The sequence below is a fragment of the Bacillus sp. FSL K6-0073 genome, from assembly GCF_038006085.1.
In the GTDB taxonomy this organism is placed as follows: Bacteria; Bacillota; Bacilli; order Bacillales; family Bacillaceae_G; genus Bacillus_A; species Bacillus_A cereus.
Genome location: NZ_JBBOUN010000001.1, coordinates 3391726 through 3417395, shown reverse-complemented (window position 1 = coordinate 3417395; position 25670 = coordinate 3391726). Strand labels below are relative to the sequence as shown.

The window sequence follows — 25670 nt, the reverse complement described above, 5'->3', positions numbered from 1 at the left end:
AAAGTGGTTACAAAAATTGAAAATCAATTTGAAATAACTAATTGGAGGGAATAGATATGCTTTTAAAATATTTTTATGATGAAAAATTAGCACATGCTTCCTATTTAGTCGGTTGTCAGAAAGAAGGCGTAGCAATCGTTATTGATCCTAGTCGCTATATAGAACAATATATAGAATTTGCTAAGAAAGAGGGGATGGAAGTAATTGCTGCGGCTGAGACTCATATTCATGCTGATTTTCTTTCTGGGTCTAGAGAACTTTCTACTCTTTATCATGCAAATTTATATGTATCTGATGAAGGAGATTGTGATTGGAAATATCAATATCTTAACGAAGGTCGATACAAATTGGTTAGAGAGGGTACAGAGTTTAAAGTAGGTCATATAAAATTTAATGTAATTCACACCCCAGGGCATACGCCTGAAAGTATTTCTTTTTTAGTAACTGATACAAGTCAAAATAACTATACGAATGATAAGCCGATAGGGATATTCACAGGTGATTTTATATTTGTAGGAGATATAGGAAGGCCGGATTTATTAGAAACTGCAGTCGGTATGAAAGATACTGCAAAAATAGGAGCAAAACAATTATTTGACTCTATACAAAAAATAAAAATACTTCCTGATTATTTGCAAATATGGCCATCACATGGTGCAGGAAGCGCATGTGGAAAAGCATTAGGAGCAATTCCAACTTCTACATTAGGTTATGAAAAGATGTTCAATTGGGCATTTCGGTGTAATGAAGAAAGTGATTTTATATCGACTTTATTGACGGGACAGCCAGAGCCTCCAAAGTATTTTTCATTAATGAAGAATTTAAATAAGTATGGTCCGCCAATTCGTAAGAAGAGAAAAAGTACTGCTATTAATACAGTAGAAGAACTTCAAGAAATTTTGAAGAGCGTTTATCAAATAGTTGATATAAGGGATGTAGAGAGTTTTGCTGCAGGTCATATCGAGAAGTCAATTAACATACCTTATAACAATTCTTTCACAACTTGGTGTGGATGGTTATTAGATTATAAAAAAGAAACTTTAATAATTCTAGATGAGGAAAAAGTTAAAGTAGAGGCAGTTATTAGAGAATTTGAATCTATTGGGTTAGATAATATTATTGCTTTTGCACCCTTAAAAGTAATACAAAGACTTGATAGATTTGAAAGTTACAAAGAAAAAACATCGATTGAATTATATCCGCATATAAAAGGTGGAAGCGTTAAGGTTATCGATGTGCGTAGTAAAAAAGAGTGGGAGGAAGGACACCTTCATGATGCAATACATATCACTTTAGGTAATCTATTTGAACAACTAGATTATATACCGAAAGATTTTCCAATAGTTTTGCAATGTCGAACCGGATTACGTTCCGCTATAGCAGCTAGTATTTTACAAAGAGCTGGTATAAAGGAAGTAGTGAATTTAAAGGGAGGATTTCTTGCATGGAAAGAAGAAGGGCTTCCTTATACAACATGCAATCTCAATGTGTAGGAAAATATTATATGCTAGGTAAGAATAATTAAAAGAAGTTATAGATGACGTGTTAGAAAAGGGAATCATAATTGTCGCAGATTCAGGAAATACATTAGGATTATTAATTGATTATCCAGTTAAATATGAAAATGTAATATTTGTTTTAGCATTAAATAATTTAACATTGGATCCATCTTTTATGGAATGGCAGTGTTGGAAGTACTTAGGTATTATCAATAAGAACCCAATTTAAAATTCTCTTGGATGCAAGAGAATTTTTTTATTGGGAATAGTAAGGGGGAGGGGAGGTGCATTACATATGGGAAAAGGTAGAAGTAATAATGCTGGTAAAAAGCAAACGAATTTTGATGATTCATCTAATTTTGCTAAACAAAGCCAACCGACAGAAAAGAAGAAGAAATAAGAACAGGAGCTCTCTTGATAAAGGGAGCTCCTGTTAAAAGTGGACTGACGTTTCAGAATAACATATCGATGGATTAACCCAATAGCCATAAATACAAGGTTTTAATTTTTCGAAGGGCACCTAATTTAATATTATTGTCCTGCTTTTTTATACTTATTGACGCGTTAAATCCATTTAAAATGCTCCTTAATGGCGTTGGGCGTGACCTTCATTAAAATTTTTTAAACCTAATGGGACTTACCATTAAGAGGGCGAGGATTAAAGTAATCCATGCATTACTATATGAAAACAATGCCATACCAGCCAATGATAATCCTGCAGCTGGAATAGGTAATCCCTTAAAATATCCAATAGTTGGTTTAATACTAAATTTAGCTAATCTTAAAGCACCCATTGTTGGGAATAGGATAAATGCCAAAGAAGTTAAAATAGAAGGTGTTGCTATCGTATGAAATAAAAGCGCAGGAGCGACGCCGAAACTAACAATATCAGCTAAGGAATCCAATTCTACGCCAAACTCACTGTTCACTTTTAATTTTCTCGCAATTCTTCCATCAAGAAAATCTAAAACAGCTGAAAAGAAAATGAGAATGGAGGCTGTTCCTAAATATTCACTCATATTCAAGGTGATTGAGAAAACACCGCACAATAAATTTCCAATCGTAAATAAATTCGGTATAACTTTTACAAGCTGATTAAACAAGTTTGTTCCTCCTAAATTAATTAAACTTCACATTTCTGTAGCAATTTCTATATATTCTTCCGTTATTCTTAAAAATATATGACCACTGTATTACTGTAAGCTAATTAAATTTCGATAAGAGAAAAATTGATTTCTTAAATGTTCCACGGATTTATAAAAATGTTTAATCATTTTCAGTACGCGTTATTGAATATTAGCACCTGATAGTTGATATTTCGAGTAGTCAGGGATTTTCCGGTTCTGGTGCAAAAAATTAAAGGTAATTAAAAATAATCTCTAAAAAGGAGACATAATGATACTATTATTTTAAAAAGGTTCGTGGTTGGTATCGAATATAAAAAAAAGAATTTTTATACAAAAATCACCCGAAAGGGTGCCTTTTGTACCTCTTAAAATGACTGAAGATGTGTTTACTTGAGTTCATTAGGTAGTTAGAGGTTGATAGACTATCTTTAACGAAAATGTTGAGTAGTTCATCTTCATTATATATCAATTTAATAATGAATGGGGATTTAGAAAGTTCCATGGAAAGTACATATCAACCTGATTGGAAGATTGGAAATTTAATAACTGGTGATACATTTTACTTAACGCAACATTTTGGTGCGCAAATGAAAATTTTTAAAGTCCACACAAATGGTACCCTAGAACGATTCCAAACAATAGAACCAGAATTAAAATAAAATTTTTGTAGCATTAATTAAATTCATTTCTTTTTATGCAAACACACTTTCAGCGGAACTAACTTCTTCACTATTTTGCGCTGGAAAGACTGTATAAAAAATGGTTACGTTTTCTGATCTTGAAATAACCCTCTCAAATTGCAATCCTGCTTTTTCTAAAAGCTTTACTGCATCAACAATAGAAGTAATTGCTACAAAAGTTTTTCAAATAAAATTTATAAAAGCTTGATAGGTAATACCAAGGGAAAAGACCGTAGCTACTATATGTGCAGTCCATTTAGGCATATTTAAATTTAATACGGTATTGTACAACATTCCATATACGATACAAATGATTAATATGAATGCAATGAATTGAAGAACTAATAAAAATAGCGGTTGTTCCATTTATTCTCACTTCCTTTATTTGATATATTAATATAATTTATTTAAATGTGGAAGTTTTATTTCTATAAAGTTCCAAAAATGTGATATGAAAGGGATATTAGTAATCACAAGAATTGATGCAACTATAATGTAACTAAAAATAGTATTACAAAATCAGTAAAATAGTAAAGAAGGTCGCGATTCACGGCGACCTTCTTTACTATGCGTTATACCCAAATAATTTTAAATCTTCTCCTGAATCTGAAATGATTTTCTCAAATCGTAATCCTACTTTTTCTAAAAGCTTTCCTGAGGCGATATTATCTATAGAAGTAATTGCTACAATTCGTTTCATGCCGAGCTTTTGTATACCGTATTCGATTATTGCAGAAGCTGACTCGTAGCCATATCCTTTTGAACGGAATGTCTCTAAAAAGGCAAATCCGATATCAACGTCTTCTAATGAATCTCTTTTAATAAGGCCACACATACCAAGTGGAGTGAGATCTTTTTTTCGTTCTACTAAGTAAAGGCCAAATCCAAGTTTGTTATACATATCGATGGGACCGTTTACAATATAATTTTTTGCATCTTCTAAGTTACTAACTCCTTTGTCACCGATAAACTGAATCCATGCAGGATCGTTTACTAATTCAAGAATAAAAGGAGCGTCTTTTATATCAAACCAACGAAGGTTAAGACGTTCAGTTTCAAGAACTATCAATAATTACACCACCTTTAAAAAGTTATAACAATTAGTATGGATTGTGTAAAACAAAAGTGCAACATATTTTAATGGGGGTGTTTGTTCACATAAAGTTCGTTTGTTTTGTATAGAGAGATATCTTATAATTAGGATTAATTGTAAAGAGTGAGATGCTTATACAATGACTCCTAGGTGACTAGGAGTTTTTACTATATAACTATCATTATTACTAAATATGACACACTACACATTCTACTCAAGGAGGTACATAATGAAGAAATTATATAATGCATCGTTTACGTATTTGATTATCGGTTTATTATCAGGGATTTTCGCTAGGGAGTATGGTAAGTATAAAGGGATTTTAGGATCTACTTTGTTAAATCTTTTGCATACACATACACTTGTACTTGGCTTTTTCTTCTTTTTAATTGCTTTAGGATTAGCAAAAGTATTCGCGTTTCATGAAGTGCAAGGGTTTAATAAGTGGTTTGTTTTACATAACATTGCATTAACATTAATGTTAGGTTCGCTAGCAGCGAGAGGGCTTCTTCAGTTAAATGGAGCTGACTTTAAAGGGTTAACTTATATTGTAGGGTTTTCTCATTCGTTGATGGCAGTTACTTTAATTTGGTTTATGTTGTTAATAAAGAAATCGTTTAAAATATAGTGAAAAAGAACTTGTAGCGTGTGCTGCAGGTTCTTTTTTGTATGTTCAGTTTTAATAATCTTATTTTTCTAATTATTTTGTATAAAGATGGTATACTTGTTTTAAAATTAAAAAGGAGAGTTGATTATGGAAATAACAATTGAACATGTAGTAAATGAATTAAAAGGCATACTTCCTGAAGATCGAGTAGTAATAAATATGACAGTACGAGAGTTACATAGTAAAGATGAATCTTACCATAGTAGTAGTTTGCCTGATGTAGTTGTTTTTCCAAAAACGACCGAAGAAGTTAGCGCGATAATGAAAATAGCGATTCAGCACGGAACAGCTGTCGTTCCATTTGGAGTAGGGTCCAGTTTAGAGGGACATGTAATTCCTTACGAAAAAGGAATTACAATGGACTTTTCTCTTATGAACAAAATACTTGAAATAAGAGAAAAGGATTTTCTTGTGAGAGTACAGCCAGGGGTGACGCGCTCTCAGCTTAATAAAGAATTGAAAAAGTATGGATTATTTTTTAGTGTAGACCCAGGAGCTGATGCAACGTTAGGAGGAATGGCTGCTACAAATGCGAGCGGAACGACAGCGGTAAAGTATGGGGTAATGCGTGATCAAGTTCGAGATTTAGAAGTCGTTCTTGCTGATGGAGGAGTAATACATACCGGGAATTTAGCGGCGAAGTCATCATCAGGTTATCATTTAAATGGTATTTTCATAGGCTCAGAAGGAACACTTGGATGTTTCACGGAGTTAACTTTAAAAGTATACGGTATACCAGAACATGTTATGGCTGCGAGGGCATCGTTTCCAACTATAAATGATGCAGTAGAAGCTGTAATTAACATATTACAAGCAGGTATTCCAATCGCGAGAATTGAACTCGTTGATGAATTATCTATGAAACAAGTAAATTATTACAATGAAACAAGTTACAGAGAAGAACCGACACTGTTTTTAGAGTTTCACGGCAATGAAGCAGGGTTAAAGCAAGATATTGAATTTACGAAAGAAATCGTTCTTGATCATAAATGTATAGAAATTGCGTTTGAGACGGAAACAGCAGCGAGAAATAAGCTGTGGGATGCAAGACATAACTTAGCGTACTCTTACGTGCATAGTTATCCTGGTAAAAAGCTAATGAGTACAGACGTATGTGTACCAATTTCGGAATTAGCTGGAGCGATTCAACATGCGAAAGAGGTATTACATAAAGTAGGGCTTATTGGCGGTATTCTCGGTCATGTTGGGGATGGGAATTTCCATGTACTCTTAATGATTGACACAAATGATAAGGAGGAAGTGAAGAAGGCAGACGAAATAAATGAAAGTATCGTTCAGTATGCTCTTAAACGAGGAGGAACGTGTACAGGAGAACATGGCGTTGGAATCGGAAAACGAAAGTATCAAGAAGAAGAACATGGGGCGGCATTATTTGTAATGGAGAAAATAAAGAAAGCTCTTGATCCGCAAAATATTTTGAATCCGAATAAGGTGTTTCAATTAAAAGATAGGGGCTGAGTGGATGAAAGTACTAGAAGCGATAAGTAATATAGCTGGAAAGTATTTTGCATTTTGGACCGGTTGCTGCACTCCCAAGTGTATTAGCGGCAGTATGGCATAACATTGCAGGGCCAATATTAGCAACCATCTGGTCAAAAAATAAAAAGAATACTTTCAGCGATGAAAATGTATCAATAAATATAGAAAAATAGGAATGATAAATAATGCAAAAACGTATTGTACATTTTGAAGGAATGGTTGTATTTTTAGCCACGATTTATATGTATTCGATATATGAGTTTAGTTGGATTATATTTTTTGTATTCCTTTTAGCGCCGGATCTATCAATGTTAGCATATGGGATTAATAATCACGTTGGTGCGAAAATATATAATGTATGTCACACATATATCATATCCATATTAATTGTTCTAATAGGTGTCTATTTTAAGATGGATATCGTTATAATGATTGGCTTAATATGGACAGCACATATTGGAATGGATCGAATGTTTGGATATGGATTGAAATATGAGACGGATTTTAAGGATACTCATATTCAACGGTTATAATTTGTTTTGAGAAGAGGGGTACGTTGAAGCAGAGAATTGCTATCGAAGAATATAATGTCAAATGGGAAAGTGAATTTAATAAAATATACACTCTTATTAACAATGTAATGGAAGACAGCATTGTATCTATTGAACATGTTGGGAGTACATCTGTTAAAGGGCTTGCATCAAAACCAATACTAGATATTGATATTGTAATAGAAGAGTACGAAATTTTTCATGAGGTAGTAAAAAAACTTGAGAAGATAGGGTACTATCATCAGTTAGAATGGAGCTTTAAAGGAAGAGAGGCGTTTGGAAGAAAGGATACGTTCGTTCCATGGAACGAGGGAAATACAGTTTGGATGGAACATCATTTATATGTGTGTGATAAAAATAGTGAAGAGTTGAGAAGGCATATAGTGTTTCGAGATTACCTTCGTGAACATACTGAAGTAGCTAATGAGTATGGAAACTTGAAGGAAGAGTTAGCAAGAGAGTCGAAAAATCGATCTAGTTATATTAAGGGTAAGACCGTATTTATTACAAATATATTAGAAAAAATAAACTAAAGCAGCATGGAATACATGCTGCCTATTGTTTTGAAATAGAAAGCTGCCATTATAAAACAAATACAAACTGGCCCTGTTGATTGATGCGGTTACTAAATATAATAGGAAACAAAATAGAAAAGAGCGGAAAAGAGGGAGCTTATGTACATACCAAAATATTTCGCAATACAAGATGAAGAGATGAAGTACGAAATAATGGAACAAAATAGCTTTGCGACATTATTTTCTCAACATAACGGAGAACCATATGCAACGCACTTGCCGTTGTTATTAAATAGGGAGACCCTTACTTTACATGGTCACTTCGCACGGCCGAATGAACAGTGGAAAGATATTGGGACTCAGCAAGTACTAGCTATATTTCAAGGACCACATAGTTACATCTCTCCGTCATGGTATGAAACAAACAATGCAGTACCAACATGGAATTACGTTGCAGTGCATGTATATGGTGAATTAGAAATTGTTGAAGATGAGATAGATTCTCTTCAAGATTTAGTAAATAAATATGAAGATCCAGAGAGCACCTACTCACTTAATGATGTAGATCCGAATTATATGGGAGGATTAAGTAAGGGAATAGTTGGATTCAAAATAAAGATAAATAAAATAGAAGGAAAAGCGAAGTTAAGTCAAAATCATTCTGTAGAGAGACAGAATTTAGTTGTGGAGAAACTTGAGAAAGTTGGTAGTGAGGAGAGTAAGAGGATTGCGGAGTTGATGAGAAAATAAAGCCTACATGAAAGGGAAATATTCTAAATAAGCGTATTTAAAAAGACCTTCTTAATTGAAGGTCTTCCGTTTTTTAAAGTGCTTTTTCAGTTGTTGTTGAGTTGTAGTCTTTACTTACGTCAACGGATTGAACAAGGTTAGGTCTTTGTGGTGCAGGGGTGTCCCCAATGTTTAATGCTACATATCCTAACTGTGTTTTCGGTGTTTCTGAGGTGAAGCTTAATCCAAGAGTTGTGATGCTAATAACAGCTAAGCCAATGATGCTCAATTTAATCTTTTTCATTATATCAAAGCTCCCTTTTCTTCATGTTTTTTTCTTGCTTGATTGGCCATGTAAAAGTATTGACTAGCTTTTATATGGTCTTCTTTTTCATAAAACATATTTGCTAGAACATCAGTGTACTCTTGTATACATTCCCAAAGGTTTTCTGTTTTAAAGTAAGAAATTCCTTCCAAAATTATCATTTCTAAATCATTTATAGAAGTTTTATTATTTAGTTCTCTTAAAATCATGAAACGATATTGAAACTCTTTGTTTTCTAGTTTATTTGAAATGTTTAATCCTTTTTTTATAAGTTCTTTAGCCTGGGTATATTCTCCAAGCTTGTAGTATTCACGTGCTTCAACAAAAAGTGCTTTAAAGTGATTTGGTTGCTTAGTTGTAACCTCTGAAATATGACGCATTGCTAACTCTGAAAGGTTTTGACTTGCATATAGCCAAGCTAAATTATGTCGTACTCTTAATGATAAAGTCTCCTCTGAATACTTCTGTAGAATATTTAATGCTGAATCAAGTCTAATTTCAGCTTGTTCAAACTGTTTTAAATCAATACAAGATAAACCAAAGATGTTATCACACAAAGCAACATTAATTTCACAGTTTATATGTTTTGAAAAAATCGCTTTAGCTTCATTTGCAGATTGGATTGCTACTAGTGGTTGATATGTTTGATAATAATAGGAAGCTAAGCGGTAGTTAAATTCAGCATTCTCTAGTTCGTCAGATACGTGTATTAGCAGCTTTTTAGCGTTCTCGAAAAGGTGTTTTGCTGCATTGTAGTTTCCAATAATTGTATTGTGAATAGCCTTGAAAAAATGATAATAATAAGAAAATAGCCCATTCTCTGGAAGTGGGAAAGAATCAATTTTATTAAAATCATCTTTATTAATATTTAAACCATCTGTTAAAATTTTGTATCTGAAATTAAAAAGTGAATAATACAATTGTAGGTTTGTATCTTCTTCTGAATTAGAGATGATATTTTCAATATCTTTTTTTATTTTTGTTGCATGGTTAGTTTGATGCTGTAAGATAGCTCTATACCAGTCATTAAATAATTTTGTAATTTGTTCATTACCTTGTAGTTGAACGTTCATGAAATCCCCTCACTTTTTGAATATTCTTATAAAATATAGTATCAAAAATAAAAATATTTAGAAATGATGTTTTATATTTCTCAATATTTGTTTAACAAGCTTACGAGTAAGTCTATTGGAATAGTGTAGAATTTGTTTTGGATTAAAGAAATGGCATCGGGGGATGTGCATTTTAAAGTTTTAGTTGAGTGGGGGATATAAAAAGGGTGCGTTCACACAATTTATATGAACGCACCTTTTTACATATTAAACAATCAAGTCCCACAAAAAGTACGATAAGGGCGATTCGTCGGTGCAGGCGGAATGCAGTATTCTTCTTGATCTGTAGAATACGCATAAGGATTTGATAAAGCTTCAAGAAGTTTCTCCATTACGCTATAATCGCCATTTGTGACAGCTGCTTCTAGTGCTTCTTCTACACGGTGGTTCCTCGGGATGATTGATGGGTTATTATTTTTCATCATCTCGTAGGCGTTTTCTTTCGAATGTTCTTGTCTTTCTAATCGAGATTGCCACAGTTTGTACCATTCTTTAAATTCAGGACTTTCAAATAGAGCTGTATTTTCGATAGCATCAAGAGTTAATGAACGGAATGTATTTGTATAATCCGCTTTATATTTCTCCATCATTTTTAAAAGTTGCTCAATAAGTGAGTGATCTTGTTCTTCGGTACTAAATAGTCCTAATTTCTTTTTCATTCCAAGGAACCAATGGTTTTCATACTGTACGCTAAATTTCGAAATTTCGTCTTGGGCGATTTTTAATGCTTCTTCTTCATCTTCGTGCAGAATTGGTATTAAAGATTCTGCTAATCGAGCGAGGTCCCATGCGGCCATATATGGTTGATTTCCATATGCATAACGACCTTGTGTGTCAATAGAGCTAAATACGGTTCCTTGATTGTAATTGTCCATAAATGCACAAGGACCGTAATCAATTGTTTCGCCACTAATCGTTATATTGTCAGTGTTCATTACACCGTGGATAAATCCAACAAGTTGCCATTTTGCGATAAGACTGGCTTGTCTTTTAATGACTTCTTGTAGTAATGCAGTATATCGGTTTTCATGAGCTTCAATTTCTGGGTAATGCCTTTTTATCGTATAGTCAGCTAGTGATTTCAGGTCCTCTATTGAACCACGAGCTGCAGCATATTGAAATGTACCGACGCGTATATGGCTACTAGCTACTCTAGTTAAAATTGCTCCAGGTAACTTTGTTTCACGATATGTTGCTTCACCAGTTGTGACAACTGCTAAACTGCGAGTAGTCGGAATATCAAGTGCATACATTGCCTCACTAATGATATATTCACGTAGCATCGGACCGAGTGCAGCACGGCCATCTCCTCGGCGTGAATAGGGAGTAGGGCCAGAACCTTTCAGTTGAATATCGAAACGCTCACCTGAAGGAGTAATTTGTTCGCCAATTAAAAGAGCACGACCGTCGCCTAACATATTAAAATGTCCGAATTGATGGCCAGCATATGCTTGAGCTAATGGATGAGCTCCTTCTGGGAGTGCATTACCAGCGAAAATAGCAATTTCAGCTTCCTTTTTCAGTTCTTCAGGGGTCAAGCCAAGAGATATCGCTAATGAATGGTTTAGTTTAACTAACTCCGGTGAACTTACAGGAGTAGGGGGGATTTCTGTATAAAATGATTGTGGTAAAGTCGTATAACTATTATCTAAATTCCAACCTGTTTCATTATTTTTAGTCATTGTATCTCCTCCTTTTTGTATTTTAAGTTATGTATTTGTACGTATGTATTCTTTGTAAAGTTAACTAAAAGTATAATATAATATTTCCCCTTGCAATCTATTGTAAGGACTTCATTGCACTATGTCTATTTAACAGCAAATTTAAAACCTCCATTTTAAGAAAATGGAGGTTTTTATTATTATTTAATTTTTACAATTATTTTTCCTTTTGCTCTTCCAGACTCTGAATATTCCATTGCTTTTTGAGCATCTTCAAAAGGGAAAACTCGATCGATTACCGGTTTGATTTTTCCGGCTTCAATATAGTTTGCAATAGTACGTAATTGATCCCCGCTTGGCTTCATAAATAAAAATGAATATTGAGCATTATGCTTTTTTTCAAGTGCAGTAAGTTTTTTGCTGGCTAATGAAAATAAGAGAGTTTTAAAGAATCCTGAACCAAATTCTTTACCGAAGCGAGCATTCGGCATACCTGAAACGGAAACAATGTTTCCTCCGCTTTTTATAATATTGAATGATTTTTCAAGTGTTGCACCGCCGATTGTATCAAATACCGCATCATAATTTTGTAGTATATCTTCAAATTTTTCTGTTTTGTAATTAATAATTTCATCTGCGCCAAGAGACGTTACTAAATTTGCACCAGCTTCACTAGCAGTCGTTGTAACAGTAGCACCCATTATTTTTGCTAACTGAATTGCGAAAGTACCAACACCACCGGATCCAGCGTGAATTAAAATCTTTTGTCCTTTTTGTAATTGCATGATGTCATGTAATGCTTGATATGATGTTAAGCCAACAAGTGGAATCGAAGCCGCTTCCTCAAAACTTAGATTTTTTGGTTTTAAAGCAATATCATCTTCATGAATGGCTATATACTCCGCAAAAGTACCAATCTTATTTTTTCTTGGACGAGCATATATTTCATCACCGACTTTAAAACGAGTCACTTTTGATCCAACCTTCGTGATGACACCGGAAAAGTCATTCCCAAGGATTAGAGGCATTTCATATTTCAGTAACATTTTAACTTTTCCATCACGTATTTTAAAATCAATTGGGTTAATACTAGCTGCATGAATTTCTGCGAGCACTTCATACTCATTAATTTCAGGAGTAGGTACCTCTGCCATACGCATTGGGACTTTTCCATATCTATCAATTATCATTGCTTTCATTTCTTATACCTCCAAGTTTTAATAAAAGTTTTGCAATAGCTTCTCAATATCTAATACAAGATTTTTTAATAAACCTAATTTTGTACATATATCAATATAATAAAAATTCTTTGTACCTTCTTTTCTCATTAAAATAATGCCAGCTTCTCGTAAAATCTTAAGGTGATGTGATACTGCTGGACGGGAAAGGTGTGTTTGCTTCGTAATTTCTCCTACACGTAATCCTGTTTGACATTCCGTTTCCATTAGCACTAATAAAATAGCTTGACGTGTTTCATCACCAATTGCCAATAATACTTTTTGAGAATCAATAAAATCTTTTTTTATAATATTTAATTGTTCTTGTTTATTCATTTCAATCACTTTGCCTCCAGGTAATTAGTCGAAAGGTTTAAGATGATGAACCATTACTTCGATACGGTAATGCTACATGATTGTTGCATGAGGTGCAATATTGAGAAAGAAAATCGAGACGAATGAATTTTTTATTGTTGAAAATTATAGGGAGATAGAAAAGGGATTGGAAGGATTACATAACACAATAGATGAAGTTTTAAAACAAAAAATGATGTAACAATAAAATAAGCGGTCGTAACCTTGTATAATCCATAAGGTTACGACCGCTTATAATGTTTGTATTATTTTTGATTTTTACGATAGAACATGGTTCAACGTAAAGTACATTCTTTTGTTTTACACTTTCATACAGACACAATTCAGGTGGATTATAGATGTATGAAAAGGTAAAAGGAATTTTGGGGCGTAATCTATCTATATGATAATTCAAAATGAAATATAAGTCTATATTTTAATGTTTTTTTTGATTATATTTATGTCACTGAGCTCAGAACAATGATGTGGAGGGTAAATATATGAAATCGAATTATGTACCAGTTTTAATTGTTGGAGGGGGATTATCTGGGTTAGCGTCTGCGTTATTTCTTGCAAAACATAATATTGAGTACTTACTTATTGAAAGGCATCCGTCTACTGCCATTCATCCGAAAGCAGGCGGTCTTACTTTACGTACAATGGAGTTATTTCGAGAATTAGGCTTGGAAAAAAGAATTAAATTGGCAGGTAAAGCATTAGAGAACTGCAGAGGAAGAATAGCGGTTCATACAATAGCTGAGGCGAATAAAGAAGAATTGGAACAAATGAGAGCGACGCAATACGGAAACGATGAAGAGTTACTTCAAAAAATAGAAAAGATTAGTCCATCAAAACAAACTGCGTGTTATCAAATTATTTTAGAAGAGATGATGTTACAAGAAGTGAAAACATTAGGCGAGCAACTATCTTTTTATCATGAATTAGTTTCATTTGAACAAAATGAAAACGGGGTAAAAGCAACGATTCGAAATCGTGAAACAGAAAAAGAAAGTGTCATACATTGTGACTATGTAATTGCAGCGGATGGAGCGAAAAGTAAAATACGTGAGCAGTTAGGGATTAAAACTGAGGGTCGTGGAACCATTGGTGGCTATTATATGAATATTTATTTTGAAGCTGATTTAAGTGAGTTTATACAAGGAGATGCATTCGGTTTTTCGATGGTACTTCATCCGGAGGTTCTTGGTGCACTTATCCCGGTTGATAACGTAAAAAAATGGATTTATCATGTAGCCTACGATCCATTAAAAGGAGAGGGGCTAGAGGACTTCACTATAGAACGTTGTAAACAAATTATTCAAATAGCAATTGGAAGTACAAATGTTGAATCAAAAATATTAAGTGTTTTACCGTGGGAAGCAGCCGAAAGTACAGCGGTGAAATTTCAAGGAAATCGAACCTTTTTAGTTGGCGATTCTGCACATATTATGCCGCCAACAGGAGGATTTGGTTCAAATACAGGAATACAAGATGCGCATAATCTAGCTTGGAAATTAGCGGCTGTTATAAAAGGGAAGGCAAAACCAAAATTGTTAGAAACATATCATGAGGAGAGACACTCTGTTGCAAAATTAACGACAGCTTATGCAAGTAGTTTACTGTTTCGTGCTGCGAATAGGGAGGAAGGCAGTTTGAATAATATGGATGGTTTAGCTGTTACAGTTGGATATCAGTATTGTTCAGAGGCGATTATAGATGATTCAGTCACTCCGCATAGAATGGATAGCATAGAGTTGAACGGAAGACCTGGAACGCGAGCGCCACATTTATGGGGAACGTATGAGGGGAAGAAAGTTTCTACATTAGACTTATTCGGTAACAGTTTTGTGTTACTTACAGGAGTAGAAAATAGTTCTTGGGCTGAGGCAGCACATACTGTTTCAGCTAAATTAGGAATAAATATAAAAGGGTATCGTGTTGGCTTAAGTGGAGACTTTGTTGTTCCAGAAGATATTTTTAGTAAATTATATGGTATAGAGAATGGAGGTGCTGTATTAATTAGACCAGATGGCTTTATAGGATGGCGTTCGGAAAAAACGGTAGTAAATCCAGATATAGTATTGGAAGAGGTAATGAGAAATTTATTATGTGATTTTTGAGTAACTACAGAAATATTGTTTTATGTGCTTCACTGTACTGAAAAAAATATTCACAAATTTCAATAGGTTTGATATGATTAAATTCGACAAGTTAATAGAGGCCGGAGATATTTGAGAAAAGCCATAAATTTATTTAGGGACACAGGAGTGTATTCTAAATAATTTATGGCTTTTTTTATTGAATGAACCGTACAAAATAGGGAGTTACATGTGAAAAGGAGGGCTATAGAAATTAAATAGGATAATACTAGTTTTCTATATTAATAATATAGAAAACATTTGTAAGGTTGGAATTTTAATATAGGTTTATAAAAATAATGAAAGTGTGTCTTCTATTTCGTGTAAATCTCATTAGCTTGTTGAAATTTGCAACGTAGGAAGGGTTTGAAGGATGAGAAAGATTATTAGCGTTTTAGTTATTTTCTTTATGACGGGAAGCATCTTTGCTGGGGGAGCTGTTCATGCGAAAGCAGAAGGAAAGCATGAATGGAATACGAATAAGTTTTTAAATATTGCACATCGCGGAGCAAGTGGACATGCACCTGAGCATACTTTTGCTTCTTATGATTTAGTTAAAAAAATGAAAGCGGATTATTTAGAGTTAGATATTCAATTAACAAAGGATGGCCAATTAATTGCAATGCATGATACAGCAGTTGATCGCACTACAAATGGAACAGGCGAAGTACGCGATAAAACGTTAAGTGAAATAAAGAATTTAGATGCAGGATCATGGTTTAATAAAGCGTATCCAGAAAAGGCTAAGCAAGAGTATGTTGGGCAAAAGGTTCCAACTCTTGAAGAAATCTTCCAAAAGTATGGAAGAAGTATGAAGTATTATATTGAAACAAAATCACCAGATGTGTATCCAGGAATGGAAGAGAAATTGTTGGCGCTGTTACAAAAATATAATTTAGTAGGCCAAAACATGTCTTCTAGCCGTGTTATGATTCAATCATTTAGTAAAGATAGTTTGAAAAAGATTCATAGTATGAATGAAAATATTCCGTTAGTTCAATTGCTTTGGTATTATCCAAATGAAAACAATGAAATTGTTGAATGGTCTGGCATTACACATGAACCGAAAAGTGTAACGAATGATGATTTTCAAGAAATTAAAAAGTATGCAGCTGGTATTGGACCAAACTTACGTAATGATAACGGAGAACTAATTATTGATGAGTCATATATGAAAATGGCTAGAAAAAATGGACTGTTAATTCACCCTTATACAATTAATGAGAAACCAGATATGAGACTGTTAATCAAATGGGGTGCTACAGGAATGTTTACAAATTATCCGGATCGATTACATAGTGTATTGAAGGGAAAATAAGTGGAAAAGGGTATACCAGTGTTTTAGGTATACCCTTTTTAATTTAACTCCCCGATAAATGTAATCTCTTTTTCATAGCATTCATCTACATCATAAATAATTTCTTGAAAGTGAAGCGTTTTGAAGGAATGACAAACTGACATTTCCCATGTCTCCCAAAAATCAATTTCATTTGAAAGAAGAATCCATTTTTGAAATTCACTATTTCTATTAAAGAAATTATGAAAGTAGTCCTCATTTTTAAATATAATGATTTGCGAATCCCACAAATTATTTATAGAAATTAAAACAACAACTCGATATATATGTGTATCGCTTGGTTTCATATTTATTAAATGATTTGCTTGATTTAATAAGGTTTGAATACATAACCGTTTTACTTTTCTAGGTGTTTTACGAGAGTCAATAAAAGCTTGCGAAACTGGCAATAGCATATTCCAATATTCATCGTTATAGAAAGTAGAAGGGAACGTTTTTGTATGTTCCTCAATTCGCTTTATCATAGTGTTTGTTTTTCGTTTCATACCACGTATTTTCTTTTCACGCATTGTGAGTCATCTCCATAAATTTTTGTAATGCAGCAGAGTGATATATATCTTTTCTAGTAATAAAAGTAGTAGGAACTTTTTTGAAGCTATTTGGTAAAGGGTTGAATGATACGTCATGTTGATGACCATTTAAAATAGACTTCATCATAATTGCTATGCCCATACCTGATTTTACACATGCGAGTATCGCTTCAATTGTTCCAAACTCAAATACTCGCTTAGGTGAAATTCCTTCTTCTTGAAGCCAATCTTCTAATAAATTTCTATAATAGCACCCGTGACTAAATGCAAGTAAATTCATGTCTCCTATGTCTTTAAAGGAAGATAAAGGATTTTTGCTAATGAGAACTAATTCTTCTTCACGAAATATATTTGTATGAAGTTCGGCATGCTGAGTAGAGCCAGCTATAAACGCTCCATCCAGTTTTCGTTCTAGTACAAGCCTAATCAATTGTTCTGTCGTATTTGATTCTAAAATCAATTCGATTTTTGGATATTTTTCATAATAGGCCGTTAATATAGATGGAAGTCTTACAGCGGTTGTAGATTCTGTACATCCAATTTTTAAAGTGCCTCTTGGTTCAATCCCATTACTTTGAACTGCTTTAACAGATTGATCCATTAAGTGGATAATTTGTTTGGCGTATGTTAATAAAATCTCACCGTTAGAAGTTAAAGTTACACCTTTTCCGTTTCGGTAAAATAAAGGCACACCTAATTCGTTTTCTAGTTGTTTCATACGCATTGTTACGCCAGACTGTACATAGTTTAAATTTTGAGCTGCGTGAGATATGTTTTTTTCTTTCGCAACTTCGAAAAATACAGTTAAATCTTTTATATCCAAGTATCATCCCTCCAGAAAAGGTATCATTTTTTTTGATGGATTACATGATAAATCTTTATTTTATATAATATCAGAACTTTCATACAATGGAAGGGGATGGAGGGATTATTGTGTTAATGGAGGAAAGGGTGAATAGTACTTATAAGTGGGTTATGTTAATTTTTGCGACGGTTGCTCAAACAACAGCAACACTTATAACGTATGGTGTTGGAGCGTTTGCTTTATTTTGGAAAGAAGAATATGCACTTACGAATACGGAGATCGGATTGTTAGTAAGTGTTGTAAATATAGGGCCGCTATTTTGTATGCTTTTTGTCGGGCGGCTACTTGATCAATACAATGAAAAGTTGTTAATTTCGATAAGTTCATTTTTATTAGGAGGTTCGTTTTTACTGACTAATATGGTCAATGGATTTAATGGGTTACTTTTTGTACTTTTATTAGTAGGAACGTTTTATAGTGTTTCGCAGCCAGGAGGAAGTAAGGTGATAATGAAGTGGTTCTCAAAAGAAAATCGCGGGTTAGCGATGGGAATTAGACAAGCCGGTATACCGATTGGTGGTACATTAGCGGGAGTGTTGATCCCGTTTCTTACAATAAAATATAATATGGCTTACGCGGTAAATAGCATTGCATGTATTTGTATAATTGGAGGGTTTTTATTTTTTATATTTTATAAGGAACCATATATTCAAGAGAAAGTTAAACAAGAACGTAGTAAACTTTCTTTTTGGATGCAGTTAAAAGAAGTGATGTGTAAAAAAGAGTTGTATGCAATTTATATAACTGGCATTTGTATGATTTCATTGCAAATGGTGTTAGTTGCACACTTTATAAAATTTTTAGTATTGGAACAATCAATCACGCCAATTTTAGCTGGAAAAGTATTTTCCGTTATGTTCTTTTCTGGAATGGTTGGTAGGGTTATATTAGCAGCTACTAGTGATTTGTTTTATAAGGGAAATCGGCGTATCCCCTTATTTATAACTGTTTGTATTTCTATTTTCTTCATTCTAATATTAGTAATGAGCATACATACAATAACGAATGTATTGTATGGTGTAAGTGCATTGTTAGGTTTCTTTTCAATTGGATGGTTTAGTCTTTATATAGCTGAAGTTGCGGAATCAGCAAGTGAAGAATCAGTAGGGATGACAGTGAGTTTTGCACTTACATTAAATCAAATTGCCATTATTGTTGCGCCTGCTTTATTTGGTTATATTGTAGATAAGAAGGGATATACGTATGCGTGGTTATGCATAGTTGTATTACTAACTATTTCAGCGGTCAGCTTATATAGGAAGTATAGAAAATGAAGGAATGGTAGCAATGTAAATTTTTTATGAAGAAAGTCTAAAGAAATGTTGAATGAGCGACATTTCTTTTTTTATTTGTTGTATAATCAAAATGTAAATGAGATTCGTTTTCAATTTCGTTCATTGCCTCTTTTGAAATTACCTGTAATTTTAGCCATAATTACCTGTTTTTCTTTATCGTTATTTGCATGATTTATTTTATTTAAAAATTTTTCAGCATCATTTCCTTTTAATATCATAATCTATTTTCCGTAATATTCAATTAATAACATGTTATTTTTTGTTATCCGATAATGAAACATCTTATCATCTAAACGATTGCGTTTATCGGTGTTTTTCATAGTACATCTCCATTCTTTTTAGTATGTAACAAATGTTACAAAAGAATTTGAAATTATAGTGTAATGCATCCGATTGTATGTTGGAAATTTTGCAAGAAAGAAATACAATAGAGAGTAGTCAAAATTGAAAATGAGAAAAAGGAATCTAGTTTTAACAGAGTGAATATTAAATAATATTATAATATACTTGATAATTAAAAGATATAAAATAGAATGGATATACGTTAAGTGAAACTAGATAAAAGAGGGTTCCTAGTATGTTAAAGAAATGGTTAATCATTTTCTTTATTTTTGCTGTTTTTTGTGGAAGTGTTGTTACACTAATACATGCAAATAAAGGAAAAAAATATGATGCAAAGGCATTTTCTAATGTAAATAGTAAGCAAAAAGATGTTAAGCAGGAAATTGATGCGAATGAGAAAAAGCGTTATGAAATTGCAGCTGGAAAACTAGATCAGTACTTAAAAGATAAAGGATTTAATGGGAGTGTTCTTGTAGCAAGTAAAGGTCATGTCATTTTACGAAAAGGCTACGGTTATGCGAATGTGAAAGATCAAGTATTAACAACGCCAAGAACGAAATATCGCATTGGCTCTATTACGAAAACAGTTGTTGCAATATCTATTATGCAACTAAAAGAAAAAGGGAAGTTGAACATTGAAGACAATGTAAATAAATATATCCCATCGTTTCCAGCAGATAAAAACATTACGTTACGAAACTTGTTAACACATACGTCTGGATTACCAGAACAGGGACAAGGTAGTGTTGACGCAGCATCACGGTTAAAATTAGTAACGTGGATTGGGGCACAAACGTTACAATTTCCAGCAGGGACAGGATGGAAATATACAGATTATAATTATATGGTGCTTGCATATATTGTAGAAAAAATATCAAATAAACCACTTGCTGAATATGTGAAAGAAAATATTTTGACTCCTGTTGGAATGAATGAATCTGGAATGGGCGCAACACTCCCAGAAGATATTTTCTTAGCAGAAGGGTATACGAAAAAAGATAATAAGTTAATAGCCACACCTCGCTTAAAAATGAACTGGCTGTATGGTTGTGGTGAAATGTATACGACTGTTGAAGATATGAAAAAGTTAGATGAAGCTATTATGGATGGTAAACTACTTTCTAAACAAAGTGTATCAGATATGTTTTCTGCATCACCTGCAAGAAAATATGGATTTAGTTTCTATATTTACCCAGATTATTATCATAACCACGGTGTATTAGCTGGCTGGAACACTTTTAATAATTTTAACTGGGATAAACGAACGTTTGTCATATTATTTTCTAACGTCCAAAATGGTATGAATGATGCATTTAATCAAGAATTTAGGAAAATGGCGAATGATTTAATAGAAGGAAAGGGAATATAAAAAAGAGCCTCTAGCGAGAGGCTCTTTTTTATAGAGCTGAAAACTCCTCAACAAGTTGAGTGAATTGTTTCAATGCACTTTCAATCGGTTCTGGCGTTGTTAAATCGACGCCAGCTTTTTTCAATAAGTTTAATGGGTAGTCTGAACTTCCGCCTTTAAGGAATTCAATATAATTTTTCTGAGCATTCGGATCACCGCTTAATAGTTTATCAGCGATTTGAATGGCAGATGCGAATCCAGTTGCATATTTGTATACGTAAAACGGGCGATAGAAATGAGGGATTCTAGCCCATCCGTATTTTACTTCTTCATCAAATACAAGTGAATCACCGTTATATTCTTTAAATAGCTTTTCATAAATTTCACTGAAGACTTGTGCATGTAATGGTTTACCTTGTTCAGCCATTTCATGTGTGATTTTTTCAAATTCTGCAAACATAATTTGTGTAAAGAAAGTACCTTTAAATTTCTCAATAAAATGGTTAACTAAATGGTTACGCACGTTCGTATCTTTTGCTTCTTTTAATAAATAGTGAATTAATAAGACTTCATTTACTGTAGAAGCGACTTCTGCGACAAAGATAGAATAATGTGCAGAAATTCTTGGTTGGTATCCATGTGAATAGTGCGTATGCATACCGTGACCGCATTCATGAGTAAGAGTGAACAGGCTGTTTAAATCATCGTGATGATTTAAAAGAATGAAAGGATGAACGCCGTATACACCAAAGTTATAAGCACCAGAACGTTTCCCTGGTGTTTCTCTTACGTCTATATATCTTTTATCTTTAAAACTTTTTAATGTCTCAATATATTCTTCTCCTAAAGGAGCTAGTGATGCAATCATAATGTCAAATGCTTCACTATATGGGATGTCTTGTTTTGCACCTTCTACTAAATCGACGCCTAAGTCGTATTGTCTTAGTTCATCTACGTTTAATTTTTCTTTTCGAATTTCATTGTATGTATGTAATGTTTGAATGTTTTTTTTCGTTGTATCAATTAGGTTTTCATATACTTCTTTCGGAACCATATCGCCAAATAATGATTTCTCTAGCGCTGATGGATAGTTTCTTAATTTCGAAACAGTAACATTATTTTTAATAGCAGCGGATAAAGTAGATGCGATGGAATTCTTTAACTGAACATATGGTTTGTAATATGCTTTATAAGCTTCTTTACGCTTTTCACGATTCGTATCTTCTATTAACTTTGCATACATTCCGCGTGTTAAGTTCACTTTTTCTCCATCGTCAGTCGTCACTTCACCAAATAATATATCTGCATTATTTAACATACCAAATGTGTGCTGTGGAGAAGAAAGAGCTTCACCCATTTGTGATAAAATTTCTTCTTGGTCCTTATTTAATACGTGTTTTTTATAACGGTATAATTCAAATAAGTCTTCTTTATAATATTGTAAGCCTTCTGTTTCTTCTATGTAAGAATGTAATGTGTTTTCGTCTATGCTAAGTAAGAAGGGGGAAAAGAAAGATTTTGCTGCACTTACTTTCACGTGTAATTGTGATACTTTATCGACAAGAGATTGCGCGTCAGTATCGCGTGTATCAAGGTCAGATTGTAATCGTGCATAAGCGAACATTAAAGATATTATGCTAGAAATTTCTTCACTCTTCGTTAAATAAGCTAATAAACTATTGCCGTCGTGAATATTTCCATTAAACTCGTGTAATTCCTTCGTTAATACTTCAATTTTATGAAAATCACTTTCCCAATCTTCAATTGTATGGTAAATGTCTGTTAAATCCCATTTTTCTATATCAGCTACTTGTAATCGATCTTTAAGTTCTGTCATAATCATTTCCTTTCTAAACATGTAGTTATATTTCTATATAACTATGAAATACAACAAATTGCAAAAAAACCCTGCTGAAAATTGAAAAGCCCTGCTAAAATAACAAGGCTTACTTACTTATAGTGTAATTCCGAATTTTGAATGTAAAAGGTTTGTATATTGCATGTTTGTAACGGTTTCTTTCGTTTTTTTACCATTTTTCGCTACTGTAAGGCTATCTTTCGTTAAAGAGGCATGCCCATCTTCAGTTAGTTTTACAATAAGAGGTACTTTATTAAAGGGTGATCCTTCATGTTCAACGATAATTTTTTGTGCTGTATTTGCTTTTTCTTCATCCACTTCTTCTATATAAAATGCATAGCCTAACGTCCAATCATCAGCAGAAGATTGATCCAAGAACTCATTGTTTTTCCGCATCTCTAAAATGTAGTTTCCCTTTTCGGTCATTTCTTTACGAATACGATAATCTCCTGTAACAGAGTGAATGACTTCACCTGAGAAAGGGACAGGGGCAAGAGGTAAGTATGATCCGAATCCTACTTCAATTAAATAAAGTTCATTATGATGTGTTAAAACGATTGCGATATGGCCAGAATCAACAGCCCATATGGAGTTTGCAGCGTTATAAACTGTTCCTGAAACGAGATGAACATCGAATCCAGAATCTTTCAGGAAGTAATACATAGTAGGATTGAGTTCATAACAAAGACCGCCACGGTTATTTACTAAAATTTTCTCTTTCAAATTTTCTTTTGATATTTCTTTAAAATTCTTTTCGAGAATATTTAAGTTTTCAAAAGGAACAGTTTGTGCCATTGCGTACATAATGTTAGATAAATCTTCAAATGAAACTGTGTCTTTTTCTTCTATATGTAATCGTGCGAAAAATTGTTTTTGAAAGTCTGTCATCGAAATCCCTCCGTTATGCTTTTATAGGTAAATTGTAAACAATCTTGAATAGGATGTGAAATTAAAACTACGTTGAATATTTGAAATTAGACTAAAAATAATATGGGAGAGTGAGAGATTGCTACTTTACTAACGGTGGGACGAATATTATAATAATTCTGATAAACTATGCAAACGCTTTCTTGGAAGGGGATGGTGTACAGATGTTTAAAAGAATAACAATAGTCGGATTGTCAGTTTTTATGTTTTTACCCAGTATATATGAGGGGAGTAAAGCATATGCAGACACAGTTAACAATGGAACGTTAATGCAGTATTTTGAGTGGTATGCTCCGAATGATGGGAATCATTGGAATCGTTTGCGTACTGATGCTGAAAATTTAGCGGAAAAAGGAATTACATCTGTTTGGATACCACCTGCATATAAAGGAACTACGCAAAATGACGTAGGATATGGAGCATATGATTTATATGATCTGGGGGAATTCAATCAAAAGGGCACAGTGCGGACGAAATATGGGACGAAAGCACAATTGAAATCTGCAATTGACGCTTTACATAAGAAAAACATCGATGTATACGGTGATGTAGTTATGAATCATAAAGGTGGGGCTGATTATACAGAAACTGTCACAGCAGTTGAGGTAGACCCGAGCAATCGGAATATTGAAGTATCAGGTGATTATGAAATTAGTGCGTGGACGGGATTTAACTTTCCAGGGCGTGGAGATTCTTATTCTAATTTCAAATGGAAATGGTATCATTTTGACGGAACGGATTGGGATGAAGGAAGGAAATTAAACCGAATTTATAAATTTAGGGGCATAGGTAAAGCATGGGACTGGGAAGTGTCTAGCGAGAATGGGAATTATGATTATTTGATGTATGCGGATCTTGATTTTGGTTATCCAGATGTTGCGAATGAAATGAAAAAATGGGGAACGTGGTATGCGAATGAATTAAATTTAGATGGTTTTCGTTTAGATGCTGTTAAACATATTGATCATGAATATTTGCGCGATTGGGTAAATCACGTTAGACAGCAAACAGGGAAAGAAATGTTTACAGTAGCTGAATATTGGCAAAATGATATCCAGACTTTAAATAATTATTTAGCGAAGGTTAATTATAATCAATCTGTGTTCGATGCACCACTTCATTATAATTTTCATTATGCTTCAACAGGAAATGGAAATTATGATATGAGAAATATTTTAAAAGGAACGGTAGTTGCGAATCATCCTACACTTGCGGTTACTCTAGTTGAAAATCATGATTCACAGCCTGGTCAGTCATTGGAATCTGTAGTGAGCCCTTGGTTCAAGCCGCTGGCATATGCATTTATTTTAACGCGTGCAGAGGGGTATCCTTCTGTTTTCTATGGTGATTACTATGGTACAAAAGGAAATAGTAACTATGAAATTCCAGCGTTAAAGGACAAAATTGATCCGATTTTGACGGCACGAAAAAACTTTGCATATGGTACGCAACGTGATTATTTTGATCATCCAGATGTGATTGGCTGGACAAGAGAAGGTGATAGTGTACATGCTAATTCTGGTTTAGCAACATTAATCTCTGATGGACCAGGAGGGGCAAAGTGGATGGATGTTGGAAAGAATAACGCAGGGGAAGTATGGTACGATATTACGGGTAATCAAACAAATACTGTAACAATTAATAAGGATGGTTGGGGACAATTCCAAGTAAGTGGAGGATCAGTTTCCATATATGTTCAGCAGTAATTTGGTGATGAAATAGGAGAGGGAAATATAAGTTTTCCTCTTCTTTTTATATTGTTATCCTTCCTAAATCTTTATGTTTATAAATGAACTAGTCGGCTTTTGAAACACCAAGAGATGCATTGGAATAAATAATGTCATCTTATTCGTACTCGAGGAACATCTCCTTACTGTGATTGCTATAGAACTAAATATTAGTATGTTTTTAATGTGATTTTAATAGATATTATATTTGCTTTACGATAAAATTATTATAATGCGAAATTACACTATTATC

25 protein-coding genes and 1 pseudogene are annotated in these 25670 nt (G+C 33.5%); 13 read left to right on the top strand and 13 right to left on the bottom strand.

Going from position 1 to position 25670, the window contains the following annotated elements:
• The first annotated feature begins 56 nt into the window (after positions 1-56).
• Positions 57-1493 carry an MBL fold metallo-hydrolase gene (locus MHB52_RS17800; RefSeq protein ID WP_061663259.1) on the top strand — a complete coding sequence of 479 codons (1437 nt, stop codon included), beginning with the start codon at positions 57-59 and terminating at the stop codon, positions 1491-1493.
• 617 nt (positions 1494-2110) lie between these two features.
• Here MHB52_RS17800 and pssA read toward each other — a convergent pair.
• Positions 2111-2602, bottom strand: coding sequence for a CDP-diacylglycerol--serine O-phosphatidyltransferase (gene pssA / locus MHB52_RS17795; RefSeq protein WP_000483083.1), 492 nt, complete (start codon positions 2600-2602; stop codon positions 2111-2113).
• A gap of 500 nt (positions 2603-3102) precedes the next feature.
• On the opposite strand from pssA, the gene MHB52_RS17790 reads away from it, so the two are divergent.
• The gene (locus tag MHB52_RS17790; protein WP_044795318.1) at positions 3103-3285 is read left to right on the top strand and encodes a DUF5065 family protein; all 183 of its coding nucleotides are present in this window, start codon (positions 3103-3105) and stop codon (positions 3283-3285) included.
• Positions 3286-3489: 204 nt separating this feature from the next.
• Here MHB52_RS17790 and MHB52_RS17785 read toward each other — a convergent pair whose 3' ends face one another.
• Both MHB52_RS17785 and MHB52_RS17780 read right to left on the bottom strand, forming a co-directional pair.
• Positions 3490-3672 carry a hypothetical protein gene (locus MHB52_RS17785; protein ID WP_000437513.1) on the bottom strand — a complete coding sequence of 61 codons (183 nt, stop codon included), beginning with the start codon at positions 3670-3672 and terminating at the stop codon, positions 3490-3492.
• A 199-nt stretch (positions 3673-3871) separates the two neighbouring features.
• The gene (locus tag MHB52_RS17780; protein ID WP_061664919.1) at positions 3872-4375 is read right to left on the bottom strand and encodes a GNAT family N-acetyltransferase; all 504 of its coding nucleotides are present in this window, start codon (positions 4373-4375) and stop codon (positions 3872-3874) included.
• Between the two features lie 253 nt (positions 4376-4628).
• Here MHB52_RS17780 and MHB52_RS17775 point away from each other — a divergent pair, with 253 nt between their 5' ends.
• The 6 genes and pseudogenes from MHB52_RS17775 (at position 4629) to MHB52_RS17750 (ending at position 8382) form a co-directional block, all read left to right on the top strand.
• A complete protein-coding gene (locus tag MHB52_RS17775; RefSeq protein ID WP_061664920.1) occupies positions 4629-5027 on the top strand; it encodes a DUF2871 family protein in 399 nt (132 codons plus the stop codon).
• A 126-nt stretch (positions 5028-5153) separates the two neighbouring features.
• Positions 5154-6545 carry an FAD-binding oxidoreductase gene (locus tag MHB52_RS17770; protein ID WP_061664921.1) on the top strand — a complete coding sequence of 464 codons (1392 nt, stop codon included), beginning with the start codon at positions 5154-5156 and terminating at the stop codon, positions 6543-6545.
• A 50-nt stretch (positions 6546-6595) separates the two neighbouring features.
• Positions 6596-6739 (top strand): annotated as a pseudogene (locus MHB52_RS17765) (bile acid:sodium symporter family protein); the annotation flags it as partial.
• A 12-nt stretch (positions 6740-6751) separates the two neighbouring features.
• The gene (locus MHB52_RS17760) at positions 6752-7099 is read left to right on the top strand and encodes a DUF4260 domain-containing protein (protein WP_001172065.1); all 348 of its coding nucleotides are present in this window, start codon (positions 6752-6754) and stop codon (positions 7097-7099) included.
• A 23-nt stretch (positions 7100-7122) separates the two neighbouring features.
• On the top strand, positions 7123-7650 hold the full coding sequence (locus MHB52_RS17755; protein WP_061664922.1) for a GrpB family protein: 528 nt from the start codon (positions 7123-7125) through the stop codon (positions 7648-7650).
• Positions 7651-7791: 141 nt separating this feature from the next.
• Positions 7792-8382: an FMN-binding negative transcriptional regulator gene (locus tag MHB52_RS17750; protein WP_061664923.1), complete on the top strand. Its 591-nt coding sequence runs from the start codon at positions 7792-7794 to the stop codon at positions 8380-8382.
• 73 nt (positions 8383-8455) lie between these two features.
• Here the strand turns inward: MHB52_RS17750 and MHB52_RS17745 are convergent, their stop codons facing one another.
• The 5 genes from MHB52_RS17745 to MHB52_RS17725 all read right to left on the bottom strand — a co-directional run bounded on the left by MHB52_RS17745 (position 8456) and on the right by MHB52_RS17725 (position 13021).
• Positions 8456-8665, bottom strand: a complete 210-nt coding sequence (locus tag MHB52_RS17745) for a hypothetical protein (protein WP_000721432.1) — start codon at positions 8663-8665, stop codon at positions 8456-8458.
• Positions 8665-9759 (bottom strand): response regulator aspartate phosphatase, encoded by a 1095-nt coding sequence (locus tag MHB52_RS17740; RefSeq protein ID WP_061664924.1) that lies wholly within the window; start codon positions 9757-9759, stop codon positions 8665-8667. The genes MHB52_RS17745 and MHB52_RS17740 overlap by 1 nt, the downstream gene beginning before the upstream one ends.
• 254 nt (positions 9760-10013) lie before the next feature.
• Positions 10014-11480: a protein adenylyltransferase SelO gene (locus MHB52_RS17735; RefSeq protein ID WP_061664925.1), complete on the bottom strand. Its 1467-nt coding sequence runs from the start codon at positions 11478-11480 to the stop codon at positions 10014-10016.
• Positions 11481-11659: 179 nt separating this feature from the next.
• Positions 11660-12658 carry an NADP-dependent oxidoreductase gene (locus tag MHB52_RS17730; RefSeq protein ID WP_061664926.1) on the bottom strand — a complete coding sequence of 333 codons (999 nt, stop codon included), beginning with the start codon at positions 12656-12658 and terminating at the stop codon, positions 11660-11662.
• An 18-nt stretch (positions 12659-12676) separates the two neighbouring features.
• A complete protein-coding gene (locus MHB52_RS17725; protein ID WP_061664927.1) occupies positions 12677-13021 on the bottom strand; it encodes an ArsR/SmtB family transcription factor in 345 nt (114 codons plus the stop codon).
• 509 nt (positions 13022-13530) lie between these two features.
• On the opposite strand from MHB52_RS17725, the gene MHB52_RS17720 reads away from it, so the two are divergent.
• Positions 13531-15150, top strand: a complete 1620-nt coding sequence (locus MHB52_RS17720) for an FAD-dependent oxidoreductase (protein WP_061664928.1) — start codon at positions 13531-13533, stop codon at positions 15148-15150.
• Positions 15151-15541: 391 nt separating this feature from the next.
• A complete protein-coding gene (locus tag MHB52_RS17715) occupies positions 15542-16486 on the top strand; it encodes a glycerophosphodiester phosphodiesterase (protein ID WP_061664929.1) in 945 nt (314 codons plus the stop codon).
• 38 nt (positions 16487-16524) lie between these two features.
• On the opposite strand, the gene MHB52_RS17710 is transcribed toward MHB52_RS17715, so the two are convergent.
• Together MHB52_RS17710 and MHB52_RS17705 are read right to left on the bottom strand one after the other, a co-directional pair.
• Complete coding sequence (locus tag MHB52_RS17710; RefSeq protein WP_061664930.1) at positions 16525-17034, bottom strand: DUF3916 domain-containing protein; 510 nt, start codon at positions 17032-17034, stop codon at positions 16525-16527.
• Positions 17027-17878: a LysR family transcriptional regulator gene (locus MHB52_RS17705; protein WP_061664931.1), complete on the bottom strand. Its 852-nt coding sequence runs from the start codon at positions 17876-17878 to the stop codon at positions 17027-17029. Before MHB52_RS17705 ends, MHB52_RS17710 begins: the two co-directional genes overlap by 8 nt.
• 86 nt (positions 17879-17964) lie before the next feature.
• Here MHB52_RS17705 and MHB52_RS17700 point away from each other — a divergent pair, with 86 nt between their 5' ends.
• Entirely contained in the window at positions 17965-19194 is a 1230-nt protein-coding gene (locus tag MHB52_RS17700; RefSeq protein ID WP_061664932.1) for an MFS transporter, read from the top strand.
• 110 nt (positions 19195-19304) lie between these two features.
• Here the strand turns inward: MHB52_RS17700 and MHB52_RS17695 are convergent, their stop codons facing one another.
• On the bottom strand, positions 19305-19433 hold the full coding sequence (locus MHB52_RS17695) for a hypothetical protein (protein WP_016118400.1): 129 nt from the start codon (positions 19431-19433) through the stop codon (positions 19305-19307).
• Between the two features lie 359 nt (positions 19434-19792).
• Between MHB52_RS17695 and MHB52_RS17690 the strand changes: the two genes are divergently transcribed.
• Positions 19793-20926 (top strand): serine hydrolase domain-containing protein, encoded by a 1134-nt coding sequence (locus MHB52_RS17690; protein WP_061663929.1) that lies wholly within the window; start codon positions 19793-19795, stop codon positions 20924-20926.
• A 28-nt stretch (positions 20927-20954) separates the two neighbouring features.
• Here the strand turns inward: MHB52_RS17690 and pepF are convergent, their stop codons facing one another.
• Positions 20955-22742 (bottom strand): oligoendopeptidase F, encoded by a 1788-nt coding sequence (pepF, locus tag MHB52_RS17685; RefSeq protein WP_061663928.1) that lies wholly within the window; start codon positions 22740-22742, stop codon positions 20955-20957.
• Positions 22743-22859: 117 nt separating this feature from the next.
• Complete coding sequence (locus MHB52_RS17680) at positions 22860-23651, bottom strand: arylamine N-acetyltransferase family protein (protein WP_016118393.1); 792 nt, start codon at positions 23649-23651, stop codon at positions 22860-22862.
• Positions 23652-23854: 203 nt separating this feature from the next.
• Between MHB52_RS17680 and amyS the strand changes: the two genes are divergently transcribed.
• The gene (amyS, locus tag MHB52_RS17675; RefSeq protein ID WP_061663927.1) at positions 23855-25396 is read left to right on the top strand and encodes an alpha-amylase; all 1542 of its coding nucleotides are present in this window, start codon (positions 23855-23857) and stop codon (positions 25394-25396) included.
• Positions 25397-25670: the final 274 nt, after the last annotated feature.

Coding starts and splice junctions, on each gene's coding strand:
- MHB52_RS17745 (WP_000721432.1), bottom strand. CDS start 8,665: ATGAAAAAGATTAAATTGAGCATCATTGGCTTAGCTGTTATTAGCATC.
- MHB52_RS17720 (WP_061664928.1), top strand. CDS start 13,531: ATGAAATCGAATTATGTACCAGTTTTAATTGTTGGAGGGGGATTATCT.
- MHB52_RS17690 (WP_061663929.1), top strand. CDS start 19,793: ATGTTAAAGAAATGGTTAATCATTTTCTTTATTTTTGCTGTTTTTTGT.
- MHB52_RS17730 (WP_061664926.1), bottom strand. CDS start 12,658: ATGAAAGCAATGATAATTGATAGATATGGAAAAGTCCCAATGCGTATG.
- MHB52_RS17680 (WP_016118393.1), bottom strand. CDS start 23,651: ATGACAGACTTTCAAAAACAATTTTTCGCACGATTACATATAGAAGAA.
- MHB52_RS17710 (WP_061664930.1), bottom strand. CDS start 17,034: ATGCGTGAAAAGAAAATACGTGGTATGAAACGAAAAACAAACACTATG.
- MHB52_RS17740 (WP_061664924.1), bottom strand. CDS start 9,759: ATGAACGTTCAACTACAAGGTAATGAACAAATTACAAAATTATTTAAT.
- MHB52_RS17750 (WP_061664923.1), top strand. CDS start 7,792: ATGTACATACCAAAATATTTCGCAATACAAGATGAAGAGATGAAGTAC.
- MHB52_RS17715 (WP_061664929.1), top strand. CDS start 15,542: ATGAGAAAGATTATTAGCGTTTTAGTTATTTTCTTTATGACGGGAAGC.
- MHB52_RS17790 (WP_044795318.1), top strand. CDS start 3,103: ATGAATGGGGATTTAGAAAGTTCCATGGAAAGTACATATCAACCTGAT.
- MHB52_RS17735 (WP_061664925.1), bottom strand. CDS start 11,480: ATGACTAAAAATAATGAAACAGGTTGGAATTTAGATAATAGTTATACG.
- MHB52_RS17770 (WP_061664921.1), top strand. CDS start 5,154: ATGGAAATAACAATTGAACATGTAGTAAATGAATTAAAAGGCATACTT.
- MHB52_RS17760 (WP_001172065.1), top strand. CDS start 6,752: ATGCAAAAACGTATTGTACATTTTGAAGGAATGGTTGTATTTTTAGCC.
- MHB52_RS17700 (WP_061664932.1), top strand. CDS start 17,965: ATGGAAGGGGATGGAGGGATTATTGTGTTAATGGAGGAAAGGGTGAAT.
- MHB52_RS17775 (WP_061664920.1), top strand. CDS start 4,629: ATGAAGAAATTATATAATGCATCGTTTACGTATTTGATTATCGGTTTA.
- MHB52_RS17785 (WP_000437513.1), bottom strand. CDS start 3,672: ATGGAACAACCGCTATTTTTATTAGTTCTTCAATTCATTGCATTCATA.
- MHB52_RS17800 (WP_061663259.1), top strand. CDS start 57: ATGCTTTTAAAATATTTTTATGATGAAAAATTAGCACATGCTTCCTAT.
- pepF (WP_061663928.1), bottom strand. CDS start 22,742: ATGACAGAACTTAAAGATCGATTACAAGTAGCTGATATAGAAAAATGG.
- MHB52_RS17695 (WP_016118400.1), bottom strand. CDS start 19,433: ATGATATTAAAAGGAAATGATGCTGAAAAATTTTTAAATAAAATAAAT.
- amyS (WP_061663927.1), top strand. CDS start 23,855: ATGTTTAAAAGAATAACAATAGTCGGATTGTCAGTTTTTATGTTTTTA.